This window comes from Pseudomonas sp. O230, assembly GCF_045447035.1.
Taxonomy (GTDB): Bacteria; Pseudomonadota; Gammaproteobacteria; order Pseudomonadales; family Pseudomonadaceae; genus Aquipseudomonas.
Genome location: NZ_JBJGXN010000002.1, coordinates 415,288 through 437,252, shown reverse-complemented (window position 1 = coordinate 437,252; position 21,965 = coordinate 415,288). Strand labels below are relative to the sequence as shown.

22 protein-coding genes are annotated in these 21,965 nt (G+C 61.2%); 16 read left to right on the top strand and 6 right to left on the bottom strand.

Annotated features, from left to right (window positions below):
* Positions 1-87: 87 nt before the first annotated feature.
* The 3 genes from ACI77H_RS05335 to fabF all read left to right on the top strand — a co-directional run bounded on the left by ACI77H_RS05335 (position 88) and on the right by fabF (position 2,731).
* Positions 88-423, top strand: a complete 336-nt coding sequence (locus ACI77H_RS05335) for a ComEA family DNA-binding protein (RefSeq protein WP_407010755.1) — start codon at positions 88-90, stop codon at positions 421-423.
* Between the two features lie 206 nt (positions 424-629).
* Complete coding sequence (locus ACI77H_RS05330) at positions 630-1,424, top strand: SDR family NAD(P)-dependent oxidoreductase (RefSeq protein ID WP_407010753.1); 795 nt, start codon at positions 630-632, stop codon at positions 1,422-1,424.
* Positions 1,425-1,456: 32 nt separating this feature from the next.
* Positions 1,457-2,731 carry a beta-ketoacyl-ACP synthase II gene (fabF, locus tag ACI77H_RS05325; RefSeq protein WP_407010751.1) on the top strand — a complete coding sequence of 425 codons (1,275 nt, stop codon included), beginning with the start codon at positions 1,457-1,459 and terminating at the stop codon, positions 2,729-2,731.
* Here the strand turns inward: fabF and ACI77H_RS05320 are convergent.
* Positions 2,728-3,285, bottom strand: coding sequence for a TetR/AcrR family transcriptional regulator (locus ACI77H_RS05320; protein WP_407010750.1), 558 nt, complete (start codon positions 3,283-3,285; stop codon positions 2,728-2,730). The genes fabF and ACI77H_RS05320 overlap by 4 nt on opposite strands.
* A 176-nt stretch (positions 3,286-3,461) precedes the next feature.
* On the opposite strand from ACI77H_RS05320, the gene ACI77H_RS05315 reads away from it, so the two are divergent.
* Positions 3,462-4,115, top strand: a complete 654-nt coding sequence (locus tag ACI77H_RS05315) for a GntR family transcriptional regulator (RefSeq protein WP_407010749.1) — start codon at positions 3,462-3,464, stop codon at positions 4,113-4,115.
* Positions 4,116-4,130: 15 nt separating this feature from the next.
* Positions 4,131-4,982 (top strand): urea carboxylase-associated family protein, encoded by an 852-nt coding sequence (locus ACI77H_RS05310; RefSeq protein ID WP_407010747.1) that lies wholly within the window; start codon positions 4,131-4,133, stop codon positions 4,980-4,982.
* A gap of 45 nt (positions 4,983-5,027) precedes the next feature.
* Here ACI77H_RS05310 and ACI77H_RS05305 read toward each other — a convergent pair whose 3' ends face one another.
* Positions 5,028-5,195, bottom strand: coding sequence for a DUF2897 family protein (locus ACI77H_RS05305; protein WP_407010746.1), 168 nt, complete (start codon positions 5,193-5,195; stop codon positions 5,028-5,030).
* Between the two features lie 124 nt (positions 5,196-5,319).
* A complete protein-coding gene (eat, locus tag ACI77H_RS05300; RefSeq protein WP_407010744.1) occupies positions 5,320-6,684 on the bottom strand; it encodes an ethanolamine permease in 1,365 nt (454 codons plus the stop codon).
* 343 nt (positions 6,685-7,027) lie between these two features.
* On the opposite strand from eat, the gene kdpF reads away from it, so the two are divergent.
* The 6 genes from kdpF to ACI77H_RS05270 all read left to right on the top strand — a co-directional run bounded on the left by kdpF (position 7,028) and on the right by ACI77H_RS05270 (position 15,127).
* Positions 7,028-7,117, top strand: a complete 90-nt coding sequence (kdpF, locus tag ACI77H_RS05295; RefSeq protein ID WP_007899818.1) for a K(+)-transporting ATPase subunit F — start codon at positions 7,028-7,030, stop codon at positions 7,115-7,117.
* Positions 7,118-7,125: 8 nt separating this feature from the next.
* Positions 7,126-8,820 carry a potassium-transporting ATPase subunit KdpA gene (kdpA, locus tag ACI77H_RS05290; RefSeq protein WP_407010742.1) on the top strand — a complete coding sequence of 565 codons (1,695 nt, stop codon included), beginning with the start codon at positions 7,126-7,128 and terminating at the stop codon, positions 8,818-8,820.
* A 10-nt stretch (positions 8,821-8,830) separates the two neighbouring features.
* Complete coding sequence (kdpB, locus tag ACI77H_RS05285) at positions 8,831-10,888, top strand: potassium-transporting ATPase subunit KdpB (RefSeq protein WP_407010740.1); 2,058 nt, start codon at positions 8,831-8,833, stop codon at positions 10,886-10,888.
* Positions 10,889-11,039: 151 nt separating this feature from the next.
* A complete protein-coding gene (gene kdpC, locus ACI77H_RS05280; protein ID WP_407010738.1) occupies positions 11,040-11,585 on the top strand; it encodes a potassium-transporting ATPase subunit KdpC in 546 nt (181 codons plus the stop codon).
* Positions 11,586-11,714: 129 nt separating this feature from the next.
* Positions 11,715-14,372 (top strand): DUF4118 domain-containing protein, encoded by a 2,658-nt coding sequence (locus ACI77H_RS05275; RefSeq protein ID WP_407010736.1) that lies wholly within the window; start codon positions 11,715-11,717, stop codon positions 14,370-14,372.
* Between the two features lie 56 nt (positions 14,373-14,428).
* Positions 14,429-15,127: a response regulator gene (locus ACI77H_RS05270; protein WP_407011041.1), complete on the top strand. Its 699-nt coding sequence runs from the start codon at positions 14,429-14,431 to the stop codon at positions 15,125-15,127.
* 141 nt (positions 15,128-15,268) lie between these two features.
* On the opposite strand, the gene ACI77H_RS05265 is transcribed toward ACI77H_RS05270, so the two are convergent.
* Positions 15,269-16,315, bottom strand: coding sequence for a patatin-like phospholipase family protein (locus tag ACI77H_RS05265; RefSeq protein WP_407010735.1), 1,047 nt, complete (start codon positions 16,313-16,315; stop codon positions 15,269-15,271).
* Between the two features lie 223 nt (positions 16,316-16,538).
* Between ACI77H_RS05265 and ACI77H_RS05260 the strand changes: the two genes are divergently transcribed.
* The 3 genes from ACI77H_RS05260 to ACI77H_RS05250 all read left to right on the top strand — a co-directional run bounded on the left by ACI77H_RS05260 (position 16,539) and on the right by ACI77H_RS05250 (position 18,745).
* On the top strand, positions 16,539-16,817 hold the full coding sequence (locus ACI77H_RS05260; RefSeq protein ID WP_045058957.1) for a hypothetical protein: 279 nt from the start codon (positions 16,539-16,541) through the stop codon (positions 16,815-16,817).
* Between the two features lie 93 nt (positions 16,818-16,910).
* Positions 16,911-17,669 carry a CHAD domain-containing protein gene (locus tag ACI77H_RS05255; RefSeq protein WP_407010733.1) on the top strand — a complete coding sequence of 253 codons (759 nt, stop codon included), beginning with the start codon at positions 16,911-16,913 and terminating at the stop codon, positions 17,667-17,669.
* Between the two features lie 278 nt (positions 17,670-17,947).
* Complete coding sequence (locus ACI77H_RS05250) at positions 17,948-18,745, top strand: acyl-CoA thioesterase (protein ID WP_407010732.1); 798 nt, start codon at positions 17,948-17,950, stop codon at positions 18,743-18,745.
* Here ACI77H_RS05250 and ACI77H_RS05245 read toward each other — a convergent pair whose 3' ends face one another.
* On the bottom strand, positions 18,746-19,111 hold the full coding sequence (locus tag ACI77H_RS05245; protein ID WP_407010731.1) for a terminase: 366 nt from the start codon (positions 19,109-19,111) through the stop codon (positions 18,746-18,748).
* Positions 19,112-19,336: 225 nt separating this feature from the next.
* Positions 19,337-20,818 carry a methyl-accepting chemotaxis protein gene (locus tag ACI77H_RS05240; protein ID WP_407010730.1) on the bottom strand — a complete coding sequence of 494 codons (1,482 nt, stop codon included), beginning with the start codon at positions 20,816-20,818 and terminating at the stop codon, positions 19,337-19,339.
* A 179-nt stretch (positions 20,819-20,997) separates the two neighbouring features.
* Between ACI77H_RS05240 and ACI77H_RS05235 the strand changes: the two genes are divergently transcribed.
* Together ACI77H_RS05235 and ACI77H_RS05230 are read left to right on the top strand one after the other, a co-directional pair.
* Complete coding sequence (locus ACI77H_RS05235; RefSeq protein ID WP_407010729.1) at positions 20,998-21,528, top strand: hypothetical protein; 531 nt, start codon at positions 20,998-21,000, stop codon at positions 21,526-21,528.
* Between the two features lie 70 nt (positions 21,529-21,598).
* Complete coding sequence (locus ACI77H_RS05230) at positions 21,599-21,790, top strand: PLDc N-terminal domain-containing protein (RefSeq protein ID WP_150630102.1); 192 nt, start codon at positions 21,599-21,601, stop codon at positions 21,788-21,790.
* The last annotated feature ends 175 nt before the right edge of the window (positions 21,791-21,965 follow it).

The following is a 21,965-nucleotide window of genomic DNA, read 5'->3' as shown; positions in this document are numbered from 1 at the left end:
ATTTTTGACAGGCTCCAGACATCGCCTAAGTTTGGAAGGCAGCTTCGGAAAAGCTGCTTTCCCAATTGATGTCATGGAGCTTCATTTATGCGTACTGGCTACTTCTACTCTCTGATTTTTGCCCTCCTGAGCACCACCTCTGTCGCCGCTATTGCTGCACCCGCGGCCAAGCCGGAGGTGGGTAATGCACCTCTGGTGATGGAGGTTTCTCCCAAGGTTCAGTCCGAAAAAGTCGATTTGAATCAGGCCGACGCGTCGACGATGCAACGGGAATTGTCCGGCATCGGGGAGGCCAAGGCCAAGGCGATTGTTGCGTATCGTGAGAGTAATGGGCCGTTTGCGTCGGTAGACGAGCTGCTCGAAGTGAAGGGTATCGGCAAGGCCATTCTGGATAAGAACCGCGAAAAGCTTGAGGTGAACTAAGCTTGTAATTCAGCGCCATGGGCCGGTCATTGACCGGCCTTTTTGCATTCTGGCGTACGTGGCGATTTAGAGCCTTCCGTCGGCGAGTAAAAAATTACGCCTATCATATCGTGATTAGATTATGCCTATAATAATTTCACATCCGCTCAAGCGTGCTGAAGCTCAAGCGCTTGTCCTTCCCCTCGCGCAATTCCAGGAGCACTGTCATGAATTCTGTCCAGACCCAAGGTACGGCCCTCGTCACCGGTGCTTCTTCCGGGATCGGTGCAATTTACGCTGAGCGGTTGGCGGCGCGTGGTTATGATTTGTTGTTGGTCGCTCGAGATCAGGAGCGTCTTGAGGCTGCGGCCAGCAAGCTGCGCGCCGAGCACGGTGTTCAAGTCGAAGTGCTCAAGGCAGATCTGACCCAGAAAGACGATGTGCTAAAACTCGAGCAACGCCTTCGCAGCGATTCGAGTATCAGTCTGCTGCTGAATAACGCGGGTGTTGCGGCAGATGGTTTGCTGGCCAACGCCGATTTGGACCAGCTGGAACGCTTGATTCAATTGAACGTAACGGCGGTCACTCGCCTGGCTTCGGCGGCGGCCGCCAGTTTTGCCAAAGTCGGCCGGGGTACGATCATCAACATCGCCTCGGTGGTGGCGTTGTTCCCCGAGCGCTTCAACGCCACTTACAGCGCCAGCAAGGCTTATGTGTTAAGTCTGACCCAGTCGTTGAATGCCGAGCTGGATGGCACCGGGGTCAAAGTGCAAGCTGTGTTGCCAGGCGTGACACGCACCGAAATCTGGGAGCGTTCCGGTATTGACGCAAGCCAGATCCCGGCGGACATGGTCATGGAGGCGGGCGAGATGGTCGATGCATCGTTGTCGGGGCTGGACCAGGGAGAACTGATCACCATTCCTTCGTTGCCGGATGCCTCCGACTGGGATGCGTTTGTCGCGGCGCGTCTGGTGATGGCGCCGAATCTTTCCAAAAGCACGGCCGCTTCGCGTTACAAGTGAAGCACCTTCCACTGGCTTGAGGTAATTGCAGTATGAGTGAACGTCGAGTGGTTGTAACGGGCATGGGTTTGGTGTCTCCGCTGGGTAGCGGGGTCGAAGCGGTCTGGGCGCGTCTGTTGGTCGGGCGTTCCGGGTTGCGTAACTTGCCGGACGACGTCGTGGCTGATCTGCCGGCCAAAGTCGGTGGCGCAGTGCCGTCGCTGGCCGAAGATGCCGAGGCGGGTTTTGATCCGGATCGTGCGACGCCACCCAAAGAGCAGAAGAAGATGGACCGCTTCATTATGTTTGCCATGGAAGCGGCGCGTCAGGCGCTTGAGCAAGCCGGTTGGCAGGCTCAGGATGAAAATGCCCAGGAGCGTACGGCGACCATTATCGGTTCGGGGGTCGGCGGCTTCGGCGCGATTGCCGATGCGGTACGCACCACCGACAGTCGTGGCCCCCGGCGATTGTCGCCTTTCACCATTCCCTCGTTTCTGGTCAACCTGGCGGCGGGCCATGTGTCGATCCAGCACGGTTTCAAAGGCCCTCTGGGTGCTCCGGTAACGGCGTGCGCGGCCGGGGTTCAGGCAATTGGCGACGCGGCGCGGCTGATTCGTTGCGGCGAGGCGGACATTGCGGTGTGTGGCGGCGCGGAGGCGGCGATCGATCGCGTCAGTCTCGCCGGGTTTGCCGCGGCTCGTGCATTGTCCAGTGGTTACAACGAAACCCCGGAGCGTGCTTCGCGCCCGTTCGACAGTGGCCGCGATGGTTTCGTCATGGGGGAGGGCGCGGGCCTCCTGGTGATCGAATCCCTGGAGCATGCACTGGCCCGTGGTGCGCAACCGCTGGCGGAACTGGTGGGTTATGGCACCAGCGCCGATGCCTATCACCTGACCGCTGGCCCCGAAGATGGCAGTGGTGCGCGACGGGCGATGTCGTTGGCATTGGCTCAGGCGGGCATTGCTGCCGCGCAGGTGCAGCACCTCAATGCTCATGCAACCTCGACGCCGGTTGGCGATCTGGGCGAGTTGGCGGCCATCAAGTCGTTATTCGGCACCGAGAACAAGATCGCGGTCACGTCAACCAAATCGGCCACTGGGCATTTGCTCGGCGCGGCGGGCGGGATCGAAGCGATCTTCACACTCCTGGCGATCCGTGACCAGATCGTGCCGGCCACCCTCAACCTGGAAAACCCGGATCCGGCAGCGCAGGGTGTGGACATCGTCCATGGTCAGGCGCGGCCGATGGCTATCGAGTACGCGCTGTCCAATGGCTTCGGGTTTGGCGGGGTCAATGCCAGCGTGCTCTTCAAGCGCTGGCAGGGTTAATCCCGGGTTTTTTTGAGAAGTTCGCGTGTGACGTCGAGAATCCGCTGGGCCAGTTCGGCGCTCTCGACGCTGCGCGACAGCAGTAGCGCCCCGACCAGTGCGGACATGATGAAGATGCTCTGGTCGGCGGCATCCTCGCCTTCAAGGGTGCCTTGTATTTGTTCGAGTCGTGCATTGAGCACCACATCGGAAGTCGGGCTTGGCTGACCGCGCAGGCCGAGTTCCGATGACATGGTCGGCAACGGGCACCCTTCATGGGGCGAAGTCTGGTGCCATTCGGACAAGTACCTGTCAATGAACGCCTCCAGTGGGCGTTCCTGAGCGAACAGTTTGGCGCAGACGACCTCCACCTCGGCGCCTGCGGCCTGCAGGGCTTTTTCTACCAGTTCATCCTTGGACTCGAAATGCGAGTAGAAGCCGCCGTGAGTCAAACCCAATGCTTTCATCAGCGGCTGCAAGCCGGTCGCGCCAATACCGTCGCGGCGAAATCGCGCTGAGGCTTCCTTGATAATGCGTCGGTGGGTCTGAGCTTTATGGTCCTGCGAGTAACGCATGTGGAGTCTCCGCAACAATGCGCCATCTTAACCAATGGAAATGGGATGGTGACTGTACTTTTATTTCTAAAAAGCATGCAGATGCGTCCAACTGCGTCATAGCTTTCTGCATGAACTGGCACAAATAGTGATTACTCGTTAGCTGACGATTGTTGAACAATCATGAGGCGATAAGTATGAACAGCGGACTGTCCCTGGCCGACCACATCACTCTGGAGTTACGCGCCGACATCATCGGCGGCCGTTTGCTGCCCGGCATGGCGCTGGTGGAAAACGATCTGGTGTCTGCCTACAACGCCTCCCGCAACACCATTCGCGAAGCCTTGCATCGTCTGGGGCAAGAAGGTCTGACCCGGTATGTGCGCAACAAAGGCGTGATGGTGCGTCGCCTCGGCGTTGACGATGTGCGGGATCTGTTTAACGTCCGCCGCACGCTGGAGTTGCAGGCCATCCGCGCCAGTCAGCCGCTGCGCGACTATCAATCCGATCGGATGCTCGAAGCCCTGGAAGCCACCGAACTGGCCAGGGAGCGCGAGGACTGGCGCGCCGTCGGCACGCACAGTCTGGCGTTTCATCAACACATCGTCGGGTTGTTGCGCAGCCCGTTGTTTGATGAATTCTTCACCAATGTCGTCGCGCAACTGCGCCTGGTGTTTTGCGCCGCGCCCGATGAGTCACGGTTTCAGGCGCCCTGGCTGGCGCGCGATCGGCAGATCCACGAGCGGCTGGTCGAGGGTGACAAGCGCGCCGCCGAGGACGCCATGAGCCTTTATCTCGACGATTCCGAACACCTGCTGTTGCAAATGCTTGCCCCTTCTTCCCATCACTGATCGAGGACTCGTGCCATGTACAAAGACTATCCGGCGGCCTACCAAGTCAGCAAAGGTTCGGCCTTGCAGGTGGACAAAGCCTTCTACGAAAAGATCCGGGATACGAAGCAGGGGCGCACGCTGATCGAGCAGTTCGAAGTGCCGATCCGCACCGGCCGCGCCTGGAATGTCCCGGCCGGGCACGTGTTTCGCGTGACCACGCCGGTCGGCCCGCAAGTCGGGGATTTCAACGTCTGGAATGCCAACGATCCGCGTGAACGCTTGTGGGCATCGCGCACGCGGCAGTTGCAGGGGGCGCATGTCAGCACTCATGACCGGCTCTGGTCGAACCTGCCATTCTTGCGGCCGCTGGTGACCATCACCGATGACAGCCTGGCCGGCTACGGCATCGACGAACATGGCGGGCGCCTGCACGACTTGCTCGGCACCCGCTGCGATCCCTACGTGAACAAAATGCTCACCGGCGAAGATTTCCACCATCACTGCCATTCCAACCTGACTCGCGCGGTATTGCCCCACGGCCTGACCGAGTTCGACGTGCATGACGTGCTGAACATTTTCCAGTGCACCGGGCTTAACCACGACGACATGTACTTTATGAAAGCCTGCCCGGCGCAGAAGGGCGATTACCTGGAGTTCTTTGCCGAGATCGATTTGTTGTGCGCGCTGTCGACCTGTCCGGGTGGCGATCTGTCGCTGGCCATGTGGCGACCAGACGCGCAGGACCCGCTGAGCGTTTGTCGCCCGCTCGGGGTGGAGATTTACAAACTGGAGGATTCATTGCTTGAAGGCTGGAGTCAGCCCGAGCGAGCGGCGTACAAAGGGCTGCATGGCTTGCACATTGCCAAGGCCGAATGGGAAAAGTAGAAACGCAAAACCCTGTCATTCGATGAGAATGACAGGGTTTTTGTTTCAGCGGTCCTGCGCATCCTTGGCGTCCGCTTGCGCGTTGCGTTCAGCGACGCGTTTACGTTGCTCATCGGTCATTTCGACCTTATTGGCGGTGTCACGCAACATCATCAAACCGCCAACGATCGAGCCGATCGCAACGACCAGAATCAGCCAGGCATACCAGGGCATAGGGCTCTCCTTGAGGGCAGGCCGATTGGCGGGTCTCGCCAATCGATCGTGCATACCACTTTGAGCGATTCAGTTTCGCAGTGGTTCAATTCTATGCCTGATATGCCCCCAGCGCCGCGACTGTTTACAACCCGGTCAACATTGCATCTGCCGGTGCATCCGCGCGCAACTGCGCGGTCAGCATGAAGTAGACGAAGCCGACTGCCATGAAACCGAGGAAGATCAACCCGATCAGCGTGTTGAACCACGCCATCGCCACCAGGCAGACCACCGCCAGCACCAGTGCAATGGCCGGCACCAGCGGATAGCACGGCGCGCGGAATGTGCGCTCCAGGTTCGGCTCGGTCTTACGCAGTTTGAACAGGCTGAGCATGCTCATGATGTACATCACGATCGCGCCGAACACTGCCATGGTGATCATCGCGGCGGTCAGTGTCATGCCGCCGAGGTTGATCAAGCCGTCGCTGTAGATCGCCGCGATCCCGATCACACCACCGGCGATGATTGCCCGATGCGGCGTCTGGAAACGCGAGAGTTTGGCCAGCGGCGCCGGCAGGTAACCGGCGCGGGCGAGGGCGAAAAACTGCCGCGAGTAACCGAGAATGATCCCGTGGAAACTCGCCACCAGGCCGAACAGGCCGATCCACACCAGCATGTGCAACCAGCCGGAGCTTTCGCCGACCACGGTTTTCATCGCTTGCGGCAGCGGGTCGTTGATGTTCGACAGGGTGCGCCAGTCGCCGACGCCGCCGGCAAAGAACATCACGCCCATGGCCAACAACACCAGGGTCAAAATGCCGCTGATGTACGCCTTGGGAATCGTGCGTTTCGGGTCCTTGGCTTCTTCGGCGGCCATGGCCGCGCCTTCGATGGCGAGGAAAAACCAGATGGCAAACGGAATCGCCGCGAACATTCCGGCAATCGCCGGTGCGCCAAACACATCGGAACCGGCCCAGCCATTCAGCGCGAAGTTGCTGAAGCTGAACGCCGGCGCCACCACGCCCATGAACACCAGCAATTCAGCCACCGCGAGTACACAGACCACCAGCTCGAAGGTGGCCGCCAGTTTCACCCCGAGGATGTTCAGGCCCATGAACACAATGTAGGCGCCGACCGCTGCGTGTTTCGGGTCCAGGGCGGGGAATTGCACGTTGAGGTAGGCGCCGATCGCCAGTGCGATGGCCGGCGGGGCGAAGACGAATTCGATCAGCGTCGCCAGCCCGGCGATCAATCCGCCTTTCTCGCCGAAGGCGCGACGGCTGTAGGCAAAGGGACCGCCGGCATGCGGAATCGCGGTGGTCAGCTCGGTGAAACTGAAGATGAAACAGGTGTACATCGTGGCGACCATAAAAGACGTCACCAGAAACCCGAGTGTGCCCGCCACGCCCCAGCCGTAACTCCAGCCGAAATACTCACCGGAAATCACCAGCCCGACCGCAATGCCCCACAGGTGCAGCGTGCCCAGCGTGGGTTTGAGTTGTGTGTTCATGCATTTGCTCCCTGAACGGTTTGAAAAGCTCGGGGAGGGCGTGTGCAGCGGGCGTGCCAGTGTGGTGATGGCAGTCGTAAAGCGTAAAAAGGTGTCGTATCGGGGATGTTCGCTGCTGGATGCATGCATTTTTGTGCGCCAGTTGAGGGCGTTGTCTTCTGTTCTGCCGTCATCGCGGGCTTGCCCGCGATCAGGCCAGTCCAGGCAACGCTGTAACAAAGCCATAAACCCACTCTTTACGCTTTCTTTATGCCCCGCCACACCCCTCGACCTCGCTCCTTTACAGCCTTCCTTCCGACAATGGCTCCACACGCGGCAATACGCCGTAACACGGAGAACTTCCATGAGCGTTCTGGACGGGGTGTCACTGCTATTGGCAGTGGGGCTGTTCATTTATCTGTTGGTTGCGCTGTTGCGCGCGGACCGGAACTAGGAGCGGCTATGCACAGTTATGACTATTGGCTGATCCTCGCGTTTTTCGCGGTGGTATTGGTCCCGGCACCGTTTCTCGGGCGGTTCTACTACAAGGTCATGGAGGGGCAGCGCACTTGGCTGACACCGATCCTGGGACCGGTGGAGCGTGGTTGCTATCGGGTGGCCGGCGTTGATCCGCAGGCCGAACAGAGCTGGCAGAAATACACCCTGGCCTTGCTGGCCTTCAACCTTGCGGGCTTCTTGCTGTTGTTCGCGATCCTGTTGTTCCAGGATCACTTGCCGCTCAACCCGCAGAATCTGCCGGGCCAGGAGTGGACGCTGGCGTTCAACACCGCCGTCAGTTTCATGACCAACACCAACTGGCAGGCCTACAGCGGCGAAGCCTCGCTGAGCTACCTGAGCCAGATGGTCGGCCTCACCGTGCAGAACTTCGTCAGCGCCGCCACCGGCCTCGCTGTGCTGGTTGCGCTGTGTCGCGGTATCGGTCGCAAATCGACCAAAACCCTCGGCAACTTCTGGGTCGACATGACCCGCGCTACCCTCTACGGCTTGCTGCCGCTGTGTCTGCTGCTGGCGCTGTATCTGGTCTGGCAGGGCGTGCCACAAACTTTCGCGCAGTACGTGAATGCGGTGACGATGCAAGGCGTCGATCAGGTGATCCCGCTCGGCCCGGCCGCCAGCCAGATTGCGATCAAGCAACTGGGCACCAACGGCGGTGGCTTCTTCGGCGTCAACTCGGCGCATCCGTTCGAGAACCCGACGGCGTGGAGCAACCTGTTCGAGATGGCGTCGATCATTCTGATCCCGGTCGCCCTGGTGTTTACCTTCGGCCATTACGTCAAAGACCTGCGTCAGAGTCGCGCGATCATCGCCTGCATGCTGGCGCTGTTCCTGATCGGCGGCGCGACCTCGCTGTGGGCTGAATACCAGCCGAACCCGAGCCTGAACAACGTTGCCGTCGAACAGACCGCGCCGCTGGAAGGCAAGGAAGCGCGCTTTGGCACCACCGCCACCGTGCTGTGGTCGGTGACCACTACCGCAGCGTCCAACGGTTCGGTCAACGGCATGCACGACAGCCTCAACCCGCTGAGCGGCATGGTCGCGCTGGTCAACATGATGGTCGGCGAAGTGATCTTCGGCGGCGTCGGCGCCGGGCTCTACGGCATGTTGCTCAACGTATTGATCGCAGTGTTCCTCGCCGGCCTGATGATCGGCCGTACACCGGAATACCTCGGCAAGAAACTGCAGGCCAAGGAAGTGCAATTGCTGGTGGTGACTTTGCTGGTGATGCCGGTCGGCGTGCTGGTGCTCGGCGCGATTGCCGCGAGCCTGCCCGGCCCGGTCGCAGCAGTGAGCAACCCCGGTGCGCACGGTTTCAGCCAGTTGCTGTACGCCTACACCTCGGCCAGTGCCAACAACGGTTCAGCGTTCGGCGGCTTCGGTGCCAACACCGCGTTCCACAACCTGATGCTCGGTCTGGGCATGTTGATCGGTCGCTTCGGTTACATCCTCCCGGTACTGGCCCTGGCCGGCAGCCTGGCGATGAAGAAAACCGCACCGATTGGCCAGAACAGCTTCCCGACGCATGGCCCGCTGTTCGTGACATTGCTGACCGTGACCATTCTGCTGGTGGGTGGCCTGACCTTTCTGCCGACCCTGGCGCTGGGCCCAATCGCTGAACACTTGAGCATGGGCTTCTGAGGAATCAATGATGAATATGCCCGCAACTAAACCGGTCGCAGCGAAAGCGCCGGAGCAACCGAAAACCGCGATCTCGGCCCTGTGGCGCCCGGCGCTGGTGCAAGCCTTCGTCAAGCTCGACCCACGGCAATTGCAGCGTGCGCCGGTGATGCTGGTGGTCGAACTGACCGCTGTGCTGACCACCGTGTTGTGCTTCATTCCCGACAGCGCCGTGCCGACCTTCGTCGCTGCACAAATCGCGCTGTGGCTGTGGTTCACCGTGCTGTTCGCCAACTTCGCCGAAGCCTTGGCCGAAGGCCGCGGCAAGGCCCGCGCCGACAGCCTCAAGGCCGGCAGCGAAGGCTTGAGCGCACGCCGTAAAACCGGCAATGGTGCCTTTCAAGTGGTGCCGGCGACCAGCCTGCGCAAGGGCGATGTGGTGCGCGTCGAAGCCGGGGAAATGATCCCCGGTGACGGCGAGGTCATCGAAGGCATCGCGGCGGTCAACGAAGCGGCAATCACCGGTGAATCCGCACCGGTGATCCGTGAATCCGGTGGCGACCGCTCGGCCGTCACCGGCAATACCCGACTGGTGTCCGATTGGCTGCTGGTGCGCATCACCGCCAACCCTGGCGAGTCGACCCTGGACCGCATGATCGCGCTGGTCGAAGGCGCCAAACGCCAGAAAACTCCGAACGAAGTGGCGCTCGACATCCTGCTGATCGGCCTCACGCTGATCTTCCTGCTGGTGGTCGTCACCCTGCAACCGTTCGCCCACTTCGCCAACGGCAGCCTGCCGCTGGTGTTCCTGGTGGCGTTATTGGTCACGCTGATTCCGACCACCATCGGCGGTTTGCTGTCGGCCATCGGTATCGCCGGGATGGACCGTCTGGTGCGCCTGAACGTGATCGCCAAATCCGGCCGCGCCGTGGAAGCGGCCGGGGACGTACACGTCCTGCTGCTGGACAAGACCGGCACCATCACCTTCGGTAACCGTCGTTGCACCGCGGTGTATGCCGCGCCAGGTGTGAACGCCCGGGAACTGGCCGAGGGCGCGCTGTTCGCTTCGCTGGCCGATGACACGGCGGAAGGTAAATCCATCGTCGAGTACCTGCGTGGCTTGCATCCGCAGCCTGAGCCGAGCACCGAACTGTTGACCGCCGTACCGTTCAGCGCTGAAACCCGTCTGTCCGGCGTTGACTATCAGGGGCGCGTGTATCGCAAGGGCGCGGTGGATTCGCTGCTGGCGTTCGTCGGCCTGAAACGCGCTGATCTCGCACCTGCTTTGTCCCGTGAAATCGACAAGATTGCCCAGAGCGGCGGCACGCCATTGCTGGTCTGCGCTGACGGCAAATTGCTCGGTGCGATCCACCTCAAGGACGTGGTCAAGCCCGGCATCCGCGAACGTTTTGCCGAGCTGCGCAAACTGGGGATTCGTACGGTCATGGTGACCGGCGACAACCCGCTGACCGCGGCGGCGATTGCGGCCGAAGCGGGCGTCGACGACGTGCTCGCCGAAGCCACGCCGGAGAAAAAACTGGCGCGTATTCGTCATGAGCAGAATGACGGTCGTTTGGTCGCCATGTGCGGCGACGGTGCCAACGACGCCCCGGCCCTGGCCCAGGCAGACGTCGGTATGGCGATGAACGATGGCACGCAAGCGGCGCGCGAAGCGGCGAACATGGTCGACCTCGACAGCGACCCGACCAAACTGCTGGACGTGGTGCAGATCGGCAAGGAATTGCTGGTGACCCGTGGTGCGCTGACGACCTTTTCCATCGCCAACGACGTGGCCAAATACTTCGCGATTCTGCCGGCGCTGTTCGCCTCGATCTACCCGCAACTAGGTGTGCTCAACGTCATGCATCTGAGCAGTCCGCAGAGCGCGATTCTGTCGGCGATCGTGTTCAATGCCTTGATCATTGTGGTGCTGATTCCATTGGCGCTGCGCGGCGTGCGCGTGCAAGCGGCCAGTGCAGCGGCGTTGCTGCGCCGCAACCTGTTGATCTATGGGCTGGGCGGGATTCTGGTGCCGTTCGTGGGCATCAAGGCGATCGACATGCTGTTGACGGCGTTGCATCTGGTTTGACCCTGGCGAGCGCCGCGCGCTCGATCGCCGGCAAGCCGGCTCCTACAGTGTCGCGAACGACATCGCCCCGTAGGAGCAAGCTTGCTCGCGAGGAACACACCACGGTCCACCTGACCCATCGCAGTTTTTCACCGAATTCGAGGATTATGAAATGTCCACAATGATACGTCCGGCCCTGAGCCTGCTGGTCCTGATGACCCTGATCACCGGCGTCGCTTACCCGTTGGTGGTCACCGGTGTCGCGCAGGTTGCGTTCCCGGATCAGGCCAATGGCAGCCTCGTGCGCGACGCCGACGGCAAAGTCCGCGGCTCCTCGCTGATTGCCCAGGATTTCACCGGTGACGCGTGGTTCCATCCGCGGCCATCCGCCGGCGCTTTCGCCACGGTGTCGAGCGGCGCCAGCAACCTCTCGCCAAGCAACCCGGCACTGGCCACTCGGGTGATCGACGATGCCAATAAATTGCTGGTGCCAGGCCAGGGTCCGGTGCCGTTGGCGCTGCTGACCACTTCGGGCAGCGGGCTTGATCCGCACTTGCCTCCGGCCGCAATTGCCTATCAACTGGCGCGTGTCGCGGCGACGCGGAATCTGCCGGTGTCTACGCTTCAGAATCTGCTGGCCGCGCACATCGAGCAGCCGTTGGTAGGACCGCCGGTGGTGAATGTGTTGGCGCTGAATATGGCGCTGGAAAAACTCTAGATCGGTGGTGGCATATTTCGCGGGCAAACCCGCTCCCACATTGGAATGCGTACTCCTGTAGGAGCAAGCTTGCTCGCGATGACGGCCGAACAATCACTCCATCAACATCTGAAAGAAGAGATCCCCTGCATGAGTGACTCCGGCCGCGCCGACGCGCTGTTAGCAGACCTGCCCCGCGACGGCCGTGGCCGGCTCAAGGTTTTCCTCGGCGCCGCGCCCGGCGTCGGCAAGACCTACGCCATGCTGCAAGCCGCGCACACCCAATTGCGCCAAGGGGTAAAAGTCATTGCCGGCGTGGTCGAAACCCACGGCCGTGCCGAAACCGAAGCGCTGCTCGGCGGCTTGCCGCAGCAACCGCTGGTGCGCTCGGAATACCGTGGCGTGATGCTCGAAGAAATGGACCTCGACGGCCTGCTCGCGGCCAAACCGAAACTGGTGCTGGTCGACGAACTGGCCCACAGCAACGCCCCCGGCAGCCGTCACACCAAACGCTGGCAAGACATTCAGGAACTGCTCGCCGCCGGTATCGACGTCTTCACCACGGTCAACGTCCAGCACCTGGAAAGCCTTAACGACCAGGTGCGCGGCATCACCGGCGTGCAGGTCCGCGAAACCTTGCCGGACTGGGTGCTGCAAGAAGCCTATGAACTGCTGCTGATCGACTTGCCGCCACGCGAGCTGCTCGAGCGTCTGCGCGACGGCAAGGTCTACGTGCCGGAGCAGGCGCGGGCGGCCATCGATGCGTTCTTTACCCAGACCAACCTCACCGCCCTGCGCGAACTGGCGATGCAAACCGCTGCGGCCCAGGTCGATAACGATTTGGCACAAGGCTATCGCCAGCTCGGCCAGGCGGCCCCCGCAGTGCGCGGTCGGCTGCTGGTCGGAGTCGATGGTGATGCCCAGGCTGAACGTCTGGTGCGTCACGCCAGTCGTGTCGCCCAGCGTCGGCATTTGCCGTGGAGCCTGGTGCACGTGGACAACGGCAGTGTGCGCGACGAGCAATCGCGCCTGCGTCTGCAAAGTGCCCAGCAACTGGCCGAACGTCTCGGTGGCGAAGTGGTGTTGCTGCGGGCCGGCGAAGTCGCGAAAACCCTGATTCAGCACGCTGCCGAACGCCGCGCCAGTCTGGTGTTGGTCGGGCAATCCCGGCAGCGTTTGCGTCGGCGCCTGTTCGGCGGAGGGCTGGCGTCACGCTTGCTGCGCGATGCGCGGGGACTGGAAATCAACGTCCTCGACAGCGATCACGAACCGCATCAGCCACGCCAGCGTTCGGCGCAGTCGCTGGTGTGGTTCGACTACGCACTCGCCGTTGTGGCGACGTTTTTGGCCAGTGCCTTGGCCTGGGCGGTGGCGAGTGTTTTGCCGCTGCCGAACATCTCGCTTGTGTTCCTCGCCGCCGTGTTGCTGGTGGCGGTACGCAGCAGCCTCGGCCCGGCGTTGGCCTGTGCGGCGCTGTCGTTTCTGACCTATGACTTCCTGTTCATTCCGCCGAATTTTTCCTTCAGCATTCAGCGCGAAGAAGACGTACTGACGCTGCTGTTCTTCCTGCTGATGGCGGCGCTCACCGGCAACCTCGCCGCGCGTCAGCGCCGGCAATTGCAGGCGTTGCGCGATACGCAGGAAGAGACCACCGAACTGCTCGACCTGTCACGCAAACTCACTGCCGCCACGGACCGTCAGGCGGTGGTCAGCGCCGCCGCGCAGCACCTCAACGGCTGGAAAGACTTGCAGTTGTGCCTGCTCAATCGCGACGGTCAGGCGGGCTGGAAAGTCGAGACCGGTGGCCCGCTGGAGTTCACCGAGGCCGAGCGCGCCGCCGCCGATTGGGCCTGGCAACACGATCAACCCGCGGGCGCGGGCACCGGCACGTTGCCGTTCGGGCGCTGGTGGTGGTGGCCGCTGTCGGTGGAAGACGGGCCGCTGGCGCTGCTCGGCGTCTGTGCCAAAGAGGGGCAGACCTTGAGCGGTCAGCGTCGACGGTTACTGACCGCGCTGAGTCAGCCGCTGGCCCAGGCGCTGGCGCGCGCGCAGTTGGCCGAAGACCTGGAAGCGGCGCGGCTGCACGGCGAAACCGAGCAACTGCGCAGTGCTTTATTGGCTTCGGTGTCCCACGATTTACGTACGCCGCTGACGTCCATGCGCGGCAGCATCGACAGCCTGTTGGCGCTCGGCGAAGCCATCCCGCTGGAGGATCGCCGCGAACTGCTCGAAGGCACCCGCGATGAAGCCGAACGCCTCGATCGCTATATTCAGAACCTGCTGGACATGACCCGTCTCGGTCACGGCGCGCTGAAGCTCGCGCGGGACTGGGTGTCACCGGCCGACATCGTTGGCAGCTCGCTCAATCGCTTGCGCGCGGTACTGGCGCCGTTGCAGGTCAGCACCGATGTGCCTGCGGAGTTGCCACTGCTCTACGTTCACGCCGCGCTGATCGAACAGGCGCTGGTCAACGTGCTGGAAAACGCCGCCCGGTTTTCACCGGTGCATGGGCGTTTGCAATTGCGCGCCGGAGTCGAGGAAAACGAGTTGTTCTTCTCGGTCAGCGATGAAGGTCCGGGGATTCCGGAGGAGGAGCGGGCGAAGATTTTCGACATGTTCTACACCGCCGCACGCGGCGATCGAGGTGGGCAGGGCACGGGGCTTGGACTGGCGATCTGCCAAGGCATGGTCGGTGCGCACGGCGGGCGGATCAGCGTCGGCGAAGGCATAGACGGACACGGCACGTGCATCACGCTTCACTTGCCGTTGCAGGAACAACCTTCCTTTGAAATCGACAGCGGACAGTGAGCACTGAAAGTGAAGCCTGATACCCTTTGGACATCTCCATGCCGCGAACGGAAATCATGAGCCAGACCGCGACCATTTTGGTCATCGACGACGAACCGCAGATCCGCAAATTCCTGCGCATCAGCCTCGCCTCCCAAGGCTACAAAGTGCTGGAGGCCGGCACCGGCACCGAAGGCCTGGCGCAAGCCGCACTGAATAAACCCGATTTGCTGGTGCTCGACCTCGGCCTGCCGGACATGGACGGCCAGCAAGTGCTGCGCGAATTTCGCGAATGGTCGACGGTGCCGGTGCTGGTGCTGTCGGTGCGCGCCGGTGAAGGGCAGAAAGTCGAAGCGCTGGATGGCGGCGCCAATGACTACGTGACCAAGCCGTTCGGCATCCAGGAATTCCTGGCGCGGGTGCGTGCCCTGTTGCGTCAGGCGCCGGTGGGCGAGGCTCAACAAGCGGCGCTGACGTTCGGCCCGTTGACCGTGGACCTGGCCTATCGCCGAGTGCTGCTCGAAGGCGTCGAAGTGGCGTTGACCCGCAAGGAATACGCGGTGCTGGCGCAATTGGCGCGGCATCCGGGGCGGGTCATCACCCAACAGCAATTGCTCAAGGACATCTGGGGGCCGACCCACACCGAAGACAGTCATTATTTGCGGATTGTGGTTGGGCATTTGCGGCAGAAGCTGGCGGATGATCCGATGCAGCCGAGGTTTATCGTGACCGAGGCGGGGGTTGGGTATCGGTTGTTGAGTGAGGGTGGGCTTTAGTATTTGTGTTGCCTGATCCAGCCCCATCGCTGGCAAGCCAGCTCCCACAGGTGTTGAGGTGATCACAGTACTTGTGAACGACTCAAATCCTGTGGGAGCCGGGCTTGCCCGCGATGAGGTTCTAACATCCACCCGAGAAGGTCAGGATTCTTGATCCCGTTCGCTTTCATAGCGGTCCAGCGTATCCCGCGCAATCTCGCGCCCCAGCGCGATCAACTCCGGTGCCTTGTAAAACTCGAAAAACCGGCACACCCGTTTCGGCACGTTGATCAGGATATCCGGCGGATACCCGGCGATCTTGTACTGCGCCAACGACGTCTGCATCACCTCGAAACTCTGGTTGATCAAATCCAGCAAGGACGCCGGACCCACGTTGTCGATGATGAACGAACCGGTGGCCGACTTCGGCGCGCCGTCACGTTCAGGGGCGGCCGCCGGTTGCTGGGCTTCGGGTTCGGCGGATTCGATCCAGGGATTGATCTCGGCCGCTTCTGCGATCAACGCTTCCTTTTCCAGCAGCAACAACTTTTCCGCTTGCTTGCGGCGGAACGGCAACTTCGAGCCCACCGAGTTGATCAGGCTGTCGAACCGGGTCCTGAACGCAGCGGGGCGCTGGATCACCGGCAGTTGATAGTGACGCTGGTTGGTGGAGTTGAGGTTGACCGCGATGATCAAGTCGCAATGGCTCGACACCACCGGCACGATCGGCAACGGGTTGAGGATACCGCCATCCACCAGCATGCGATTGCCCTGCATCACCGGGGTGAACAGGCTGGGAATCGCCGCCGAGGCGCGCATCGCCTGGTGCAGGCAACCTTCCTGGAACCAGATTTCCTGTTGGTTGGTCAGGTCGGTGGCGACCGCCGTGTAGGGGATGCGCAAGTCTTCGATATTGATTTCGCCGACGATCTTGCGGATCTGCCCGAAGACCTTCTCGCCGCGAATCGCCCCCAGCCGAAAACTGACGTCCACCAGGCGCAACACGTCGAGGTAATCCAGGCTTTCGATCCAGTTCCGGTATTCGTCCAGCTTGCCGGCGGCATAAATCCCGCCGACCACGGCGCCCATCGAGCAGCCGGCAATGCAGGCGATGTCGTAGCCACGCCGCTCGATCTCTTCAATGACACCGATATGGGCATAGCCCCGGGCCCCACCTGAGCCCAACACCAGTGCGACACGCTTTTTCATGAATCGACCTCGTCTGAACAAGGTTCAACAATGCACCCATCGAGGGCTGTGCTTCAATCGCTAAGGTCGCACGGCAGGGTGAAGGCGTCGTTTTTTCGACACTCCATGGCGGCAGATGGTTATTCTCGCCAACGCTATAGTTTGCGTGGCGGGAGCAAGGCACTTTTCACGCGCCAGACCGTCTTACCTGCACGACTGTTTACCTATTGTTGAGGTGTAAGAGATGAAAGCCTGGATCTGTGTGCCCTTGATTGCGCTGGCACTCGCCGGTTGTGCCGGCAAAACCGCTTACCGTGACAGCTGCGGCAGCGGGATCGATGCCGCGTGGCACGAGCTGGACCTGGCCAAGGCCGAAGGTTTCGCCGGCACCGTCAGCTACTCCAAGGCCCTGTCGTTGCTGACCGGCGCCAAGACCCAGCAGCAATTTGAAGCGTTCGAAGGCTGCACCAAGAAAGCCGAGAAGGCACGCTTCTATATTCGTGAGTCACGTGCCGGCCGTTAAGCAAGCCGCTAATCTGTAGGAGCCGGATTGCTGGCGATGGCGCCATCACGGCCACCATCGCTAGCAAGCCGGCTTCTAATTGGAGTCAATCGCATGATTAATCGGTTGGTGGCTCATGTTTTGGGTCTGGAAGTCCGTTTGCTGGCCTGTCAGGCCCGTTTGAGTGCTCGAACAGACCCGGAAGCGTTGCACGAACTGCGCACCACGGTTCGCCGTTTGCGCAGTCTGCTGCGTCCATTGCGCGGCTTGCCCGGGGTCGAGCAGCTGGAAGTGGCGGCGTCTCGGGTCGGTGACCTGACCACGCCTTTGCGCGATCGTGAAGTGCTGGCGGCGTACTTGCTTGAGCACGATCAACCCGAAGCAGCGCAGCGACGCATGGCGCAGATGGCGAAGGCGTATCCGGCCGTTGCGGCCAGCCCTGAGCTGGCGCAGTTGCTGATGATCCTTGATGCCTTTCCGCGTTTCTTGCGCGGCTCACAGCGTCAGGGGTTGCTCAAGGGCTTGGGTCAACGCATAGAGAAACGCCTGGCCAAACAATGGAAGAAACTCGACCAGGCCCTGCATGATCCCGCCCATGATCGTCATCGTCTGCGCCTATTGATCAAACGTGTGCGCTACGGCATCGAAGCGTATCCCGAGCTGGATCGCTTGCCGAAACCGTCGCTACCCCGACTGAAATCGGCCCAGGCCGCTTTGGGCGATTGGCACGACTGCTGGCAATGGCTGGCGCGAGCCGAACAGGAAGCCGATTTACAGCCTTGCGTGGCCGTGTGGAAAACCATGATGGCCAAGGCCGAGAGCCGTGCGGACCGTGTCCTCGACAAACTCAGCGCCGCCTGTTTCAAATCCTGAAACCTCCGCCGATCCAATGTGGGTCTCATCGCCAATAGGGCGGACAACACAAAACCCTGTGGGAGCGGGCTTGACCGCGATAGCGGTCTGACAGTCGACATCAATGTTGACTGTTCTGGCCTCATCGCGGGCAAGCCCCACACGGAGTGTGTTGAACATGAAAGTTGTGTTCGATCCGATTGCGGCCTATCTGTCAGTCTCTTTGGCCAGAATAAGCGCTGTGTCATCCCCCGTGGCTGGTTAACATTCCTCCATCCTTTTCTGCCCTTGAGGTTTTCATGCGCTTTTCCGATCTGCTCGACGCCGTCCGCAGCCAGCCGCTGGAGCTGTCTATTCCGGCCGAATGGGCACAGGGGCGGGCCAGTTTTGGTGGTCTGGTGGCTGCCTTGCAATACGAAGCCATGCGCGCCAGGGTGCCGGCGGATCGTCCGGTACGTTCGCTGGCGATCACCTTTGTCGGGCCGGTCGAGCCTGAGGTGCCGGTCAGTTTTGAAGTCGACGTCCTGCGCGAAGGCAAGGCTGTCAGTCAGGTACTGGGCCGGGCGATGCAGAAGGGTCAGGTGGTGACACTCATCCAGGGCAGCTTCGGCGCCTCGCGACCATCCGAAGTAGCGGTATCGGCGACGGCGGCCCCGGAAATGAAACACTGGGACGATTGCCAGGAACTGCCGTACATCAAAGGTGTGACCCCGGAATTCATGCGCCATCTGGCGATGCGCTGGAGCGTTGGCGGTCTGCCGTTCACCGGCAATAAATCCCGTGAGATGGGCGGCTGGGTGCGCTTGCGTGGGGACGTGAAGGAAGAGGCGCTCAGTGAGGCGCATATCCTGGCGCTGGTGGACGCCTGGCCACCGGCGCTGTTGCCGCACCTGACGAAAGTCGCGATGGGCAGCACGCTGACCTGGACCATCGAATTCGTCCAGCCGTTGCTGGCGCTGAGCACGCTGGACTGGTGCAAATACCTCGTTGAAATCGAACATGCCGCTGACGGCTACGGTCACGCGGCGGCGAAGCTGTGGAACGCAGAGGGCCAGTTGATTGCCATGAGCCGGCAGACGGTGACGATTTTTGCCTGATCAGTGACCACGGTGGCGCTCACGCCAGGCGCGCCACCAACCGCCGCTGAGGAAAAACCGTGGGAAGGTCAGAAACTGCTCGACGAGTAGGCGCGACACCGCATCTTTGCGATCACTGAACGGTTCGGAGGCTTGCACCTCCAGGCTGTGACCGTGGCGTTGCAGGCCCAAAGCCGCGAGCAGGCCGATGACGCCAATCGCGAAGTTCGCAAGGCTCAGGCTGAACACCCCGCAAACCAGCAGCAGAAACGCCACGATGAACAGCGGCACGGCAATCAGGTGCAACACCAGATTGGCCGGGTGCTGGTGATTGTCCGGGTACGCGCGCCATTGCCAGGCGGGAAGGTTGGGGTGACGTTTGCCCATGATGCTGATCCTCGATCCATGTTGAACACATGGTTGAAGAATAGGCGCGGCATGGGCGGGCGGCGAATCAAGGATGGCTATCGGCGTGATAGGCGTCATGGGCAATATTGATGTTGACCGGGCTGACGCTATCGCTGGCAAGCCAGCGCCTACAATGACCGAGTTGACCCTAGATATGCGATCAATGCTGAACCTGTAGGAGCGGGCTTGCCCGCGATGGGGCCCTTAGAGTTTCAACTGCCCAATAGCCTTGCTCAACTCCCCGGCCAGCGCCGCCAACTCATTACTGGTCGTCGCCGAATCCACGGTCTGCTGCACGGTGTTCTCGGTTACATCGCGAATACTCACCACCGCCCGATTCATCTCTTCCGCCACTTGGCTCTGCTGCTCGGCCGCCACCGCGATCTGCGTATTGCTTTCGCGCATCTGCGCCACGGCGCTGGTGATTTCCAGCAATGCGGCGCCGGCCTCTTGAGCCTGTTGCACGCAGTCGTCGGCCTTGAACGAGCTTTCCTGCATGAAGTCCACCGCGTCGCGGGTTCCGGCCTGCAACGCCGAGACCATCAGGGTGATCTCGTCGGTCGAGGTCTGCACACGTTTGGCCAGGTTGCGCACTTCATCGGCGACCACCGCAAAGCCACGACCCATTTCCCCTGCACGGGCTGCTTCAATCGCGGCGTTCAGCGCCAGCAGGTTGGTTTGCTCGGCGATGCTGTGAATGACATTGACCACACCGTTGATTTTCTGACTGTCCTCGGCCAGACGCTGAATCATCTCGGCCGTCTGCTGAACGCCGGTGGACAACCCGGCAATCGATTTCTGCACGCGGCTGACCACTTCCTGGCCGCTGCCGGCCAGAGTATCGGCAGTTTGCGAGAGGTCGCGAGTGGCGCCGGCGTGCTGGGCGATGTGGTAGACGGTGGCGGTCATTTCATTGATTGCCGTGGCGGCCTGATCGGTCTCACTTTGCTGGCCGAGCATGCCGTGGCGCACTTCATTCATGCTCGACGCCAGCCGCGCGGCGCCGACATCCAGTTGCCGGGCGGTACTGGCGACGGTGTTGACCACCCGCTGGTAACCGGCCTGCATGGCGTTGAACGCGCCAGCCATCTGCCCGACTTCGTCTGTGCAGGCCAACGGCACACGGGCCGAGAGGTCGCCGGTTTTTTCGACGTGGAGCATGACGTCTTTCAACGTATTGAGCTGACTGAGCAGAAAGCGGATCAATAATTGCGACGCCCCGAGCATCGCCAGCATCAGGATGAACACCGCCGCCGCGTAGTTGGCAAAACGCTCGCCGAACACCTGGCTCAGGCTCGGGCCATAGGCGATCACGGCGACGTGCTGGCCGTCGGCACGGGAGAACACTTCGGCGCCCATCAACGGGTTCTCGCCGAACAGTGGCATCGAGTTGATCTCGACCCAGCCGTTGCTGTCCGTCAGTTCCAGTACGGGTTGATCGTTGAGCAGCGGCGCGTGCCCGCGACTGAACGTCAGCAGGTTGTCGGCCTTGGGCAGCGCTTGCCCGGACGGCCAGGCGCCGAGCAGTCGTGCCTGTGCCTGAGCGGACGCTTGAGACGCGTGACTGCGAGCCTGTTGTTCAAGTTGCACGGCGTACAGCACCAGCAACAGGGTCGTGACGAAGGCGACAGCGTTGACCGCCCAGAATTTATATTTCAGCGAGATGTTGCTAAGCCAGGCACCCATGGAGGTCTTCTCTGATAGCGGAAACAGCATTGGCAAGGTGCCAGCATTGTGCCGCTACTCAACGCGCCGGACCTTGATATGGGTCAACATTCCCGGAGACGTTCACGCGCAGGAACTGCGGGGCGTAATGCGCTATCCTTCGCGCCTTCAAAATTCCCTCGCTACAGGATTCCGCCCTCATGAAAGCCGCACTCGTCGAACTCATCAGCAAAATCAGCTCCGGGTGCATGAGCGATGACGAAATCCTCAAAGTCGCCGACGAAGCGGCCCAGGCCTTCGCTGATCCAAAAGCTTTTCTGACAGCCAATCCGGACGTTAACTACGACGACACCTTCCCGATTTCCCTGGGCGAGTGGGTCGTCGTTGGCAGCCTGCCGGAAACCGTGCTGTTCCAGGCGGACACCTACGTGGACCTGTTTGCGCAGATCGTCGCGTCGTTCGGCCCGGGCGTGGATTTCAACATCAAACCCAAGCAACTGGCCAAGACCGAAGCGCTGACCGCGCTCAATCGCATCCAGGTACAGATGGGCAGCATGAACAAGGAAAATGGCGGTTACACGTTGATGAACTTCAGCCAACTGCTGGACGACGAACTGCAAGTGGTGCTGGTCTACGGCAACGACGTACCGCGTGTGCTCGAGTTGTGCGCCGAAGTCGGCATCACTGCCGCGCCGTCCCTGGAAGCCCTGAAAGTCGCTATCCACGTTTGATGGAATAAAACGGAACCCTCGCCAAGGCCGGCTATCCTAAGAATGCAATCCACTCTTAGGGAGCGACACCATGGGTTCCACGTTCAACGGCCTGGTTGGCCTGATCATTCTGGCCCTGGATATCTGGGCAATCATCAACGTGCTGAAAAGTGGCGTCTCGACCGGGATGAAAATTGTCTGGGTGTTGCTGATCCTGCTGCTGCCGGTCCTGGGCCTGATCATCTGGGCCATCGCCGGGCCACGGGGCAACGTGCGGATCTGAGCCAACACCAAACCTGTAGGAGCCGGCTTGCCTGCCGCTGTGTATTTGACAGACCACGTCGTCTGCATCGCAGGCAAGCCGGCTCCTACAGGTATGGGGTCACCAGAAGGTTCGACCTGTCATCTTCCGCGACGTAGAATGCGCGCCTTTCCCGGGCAATCGAGCTGATCGATTG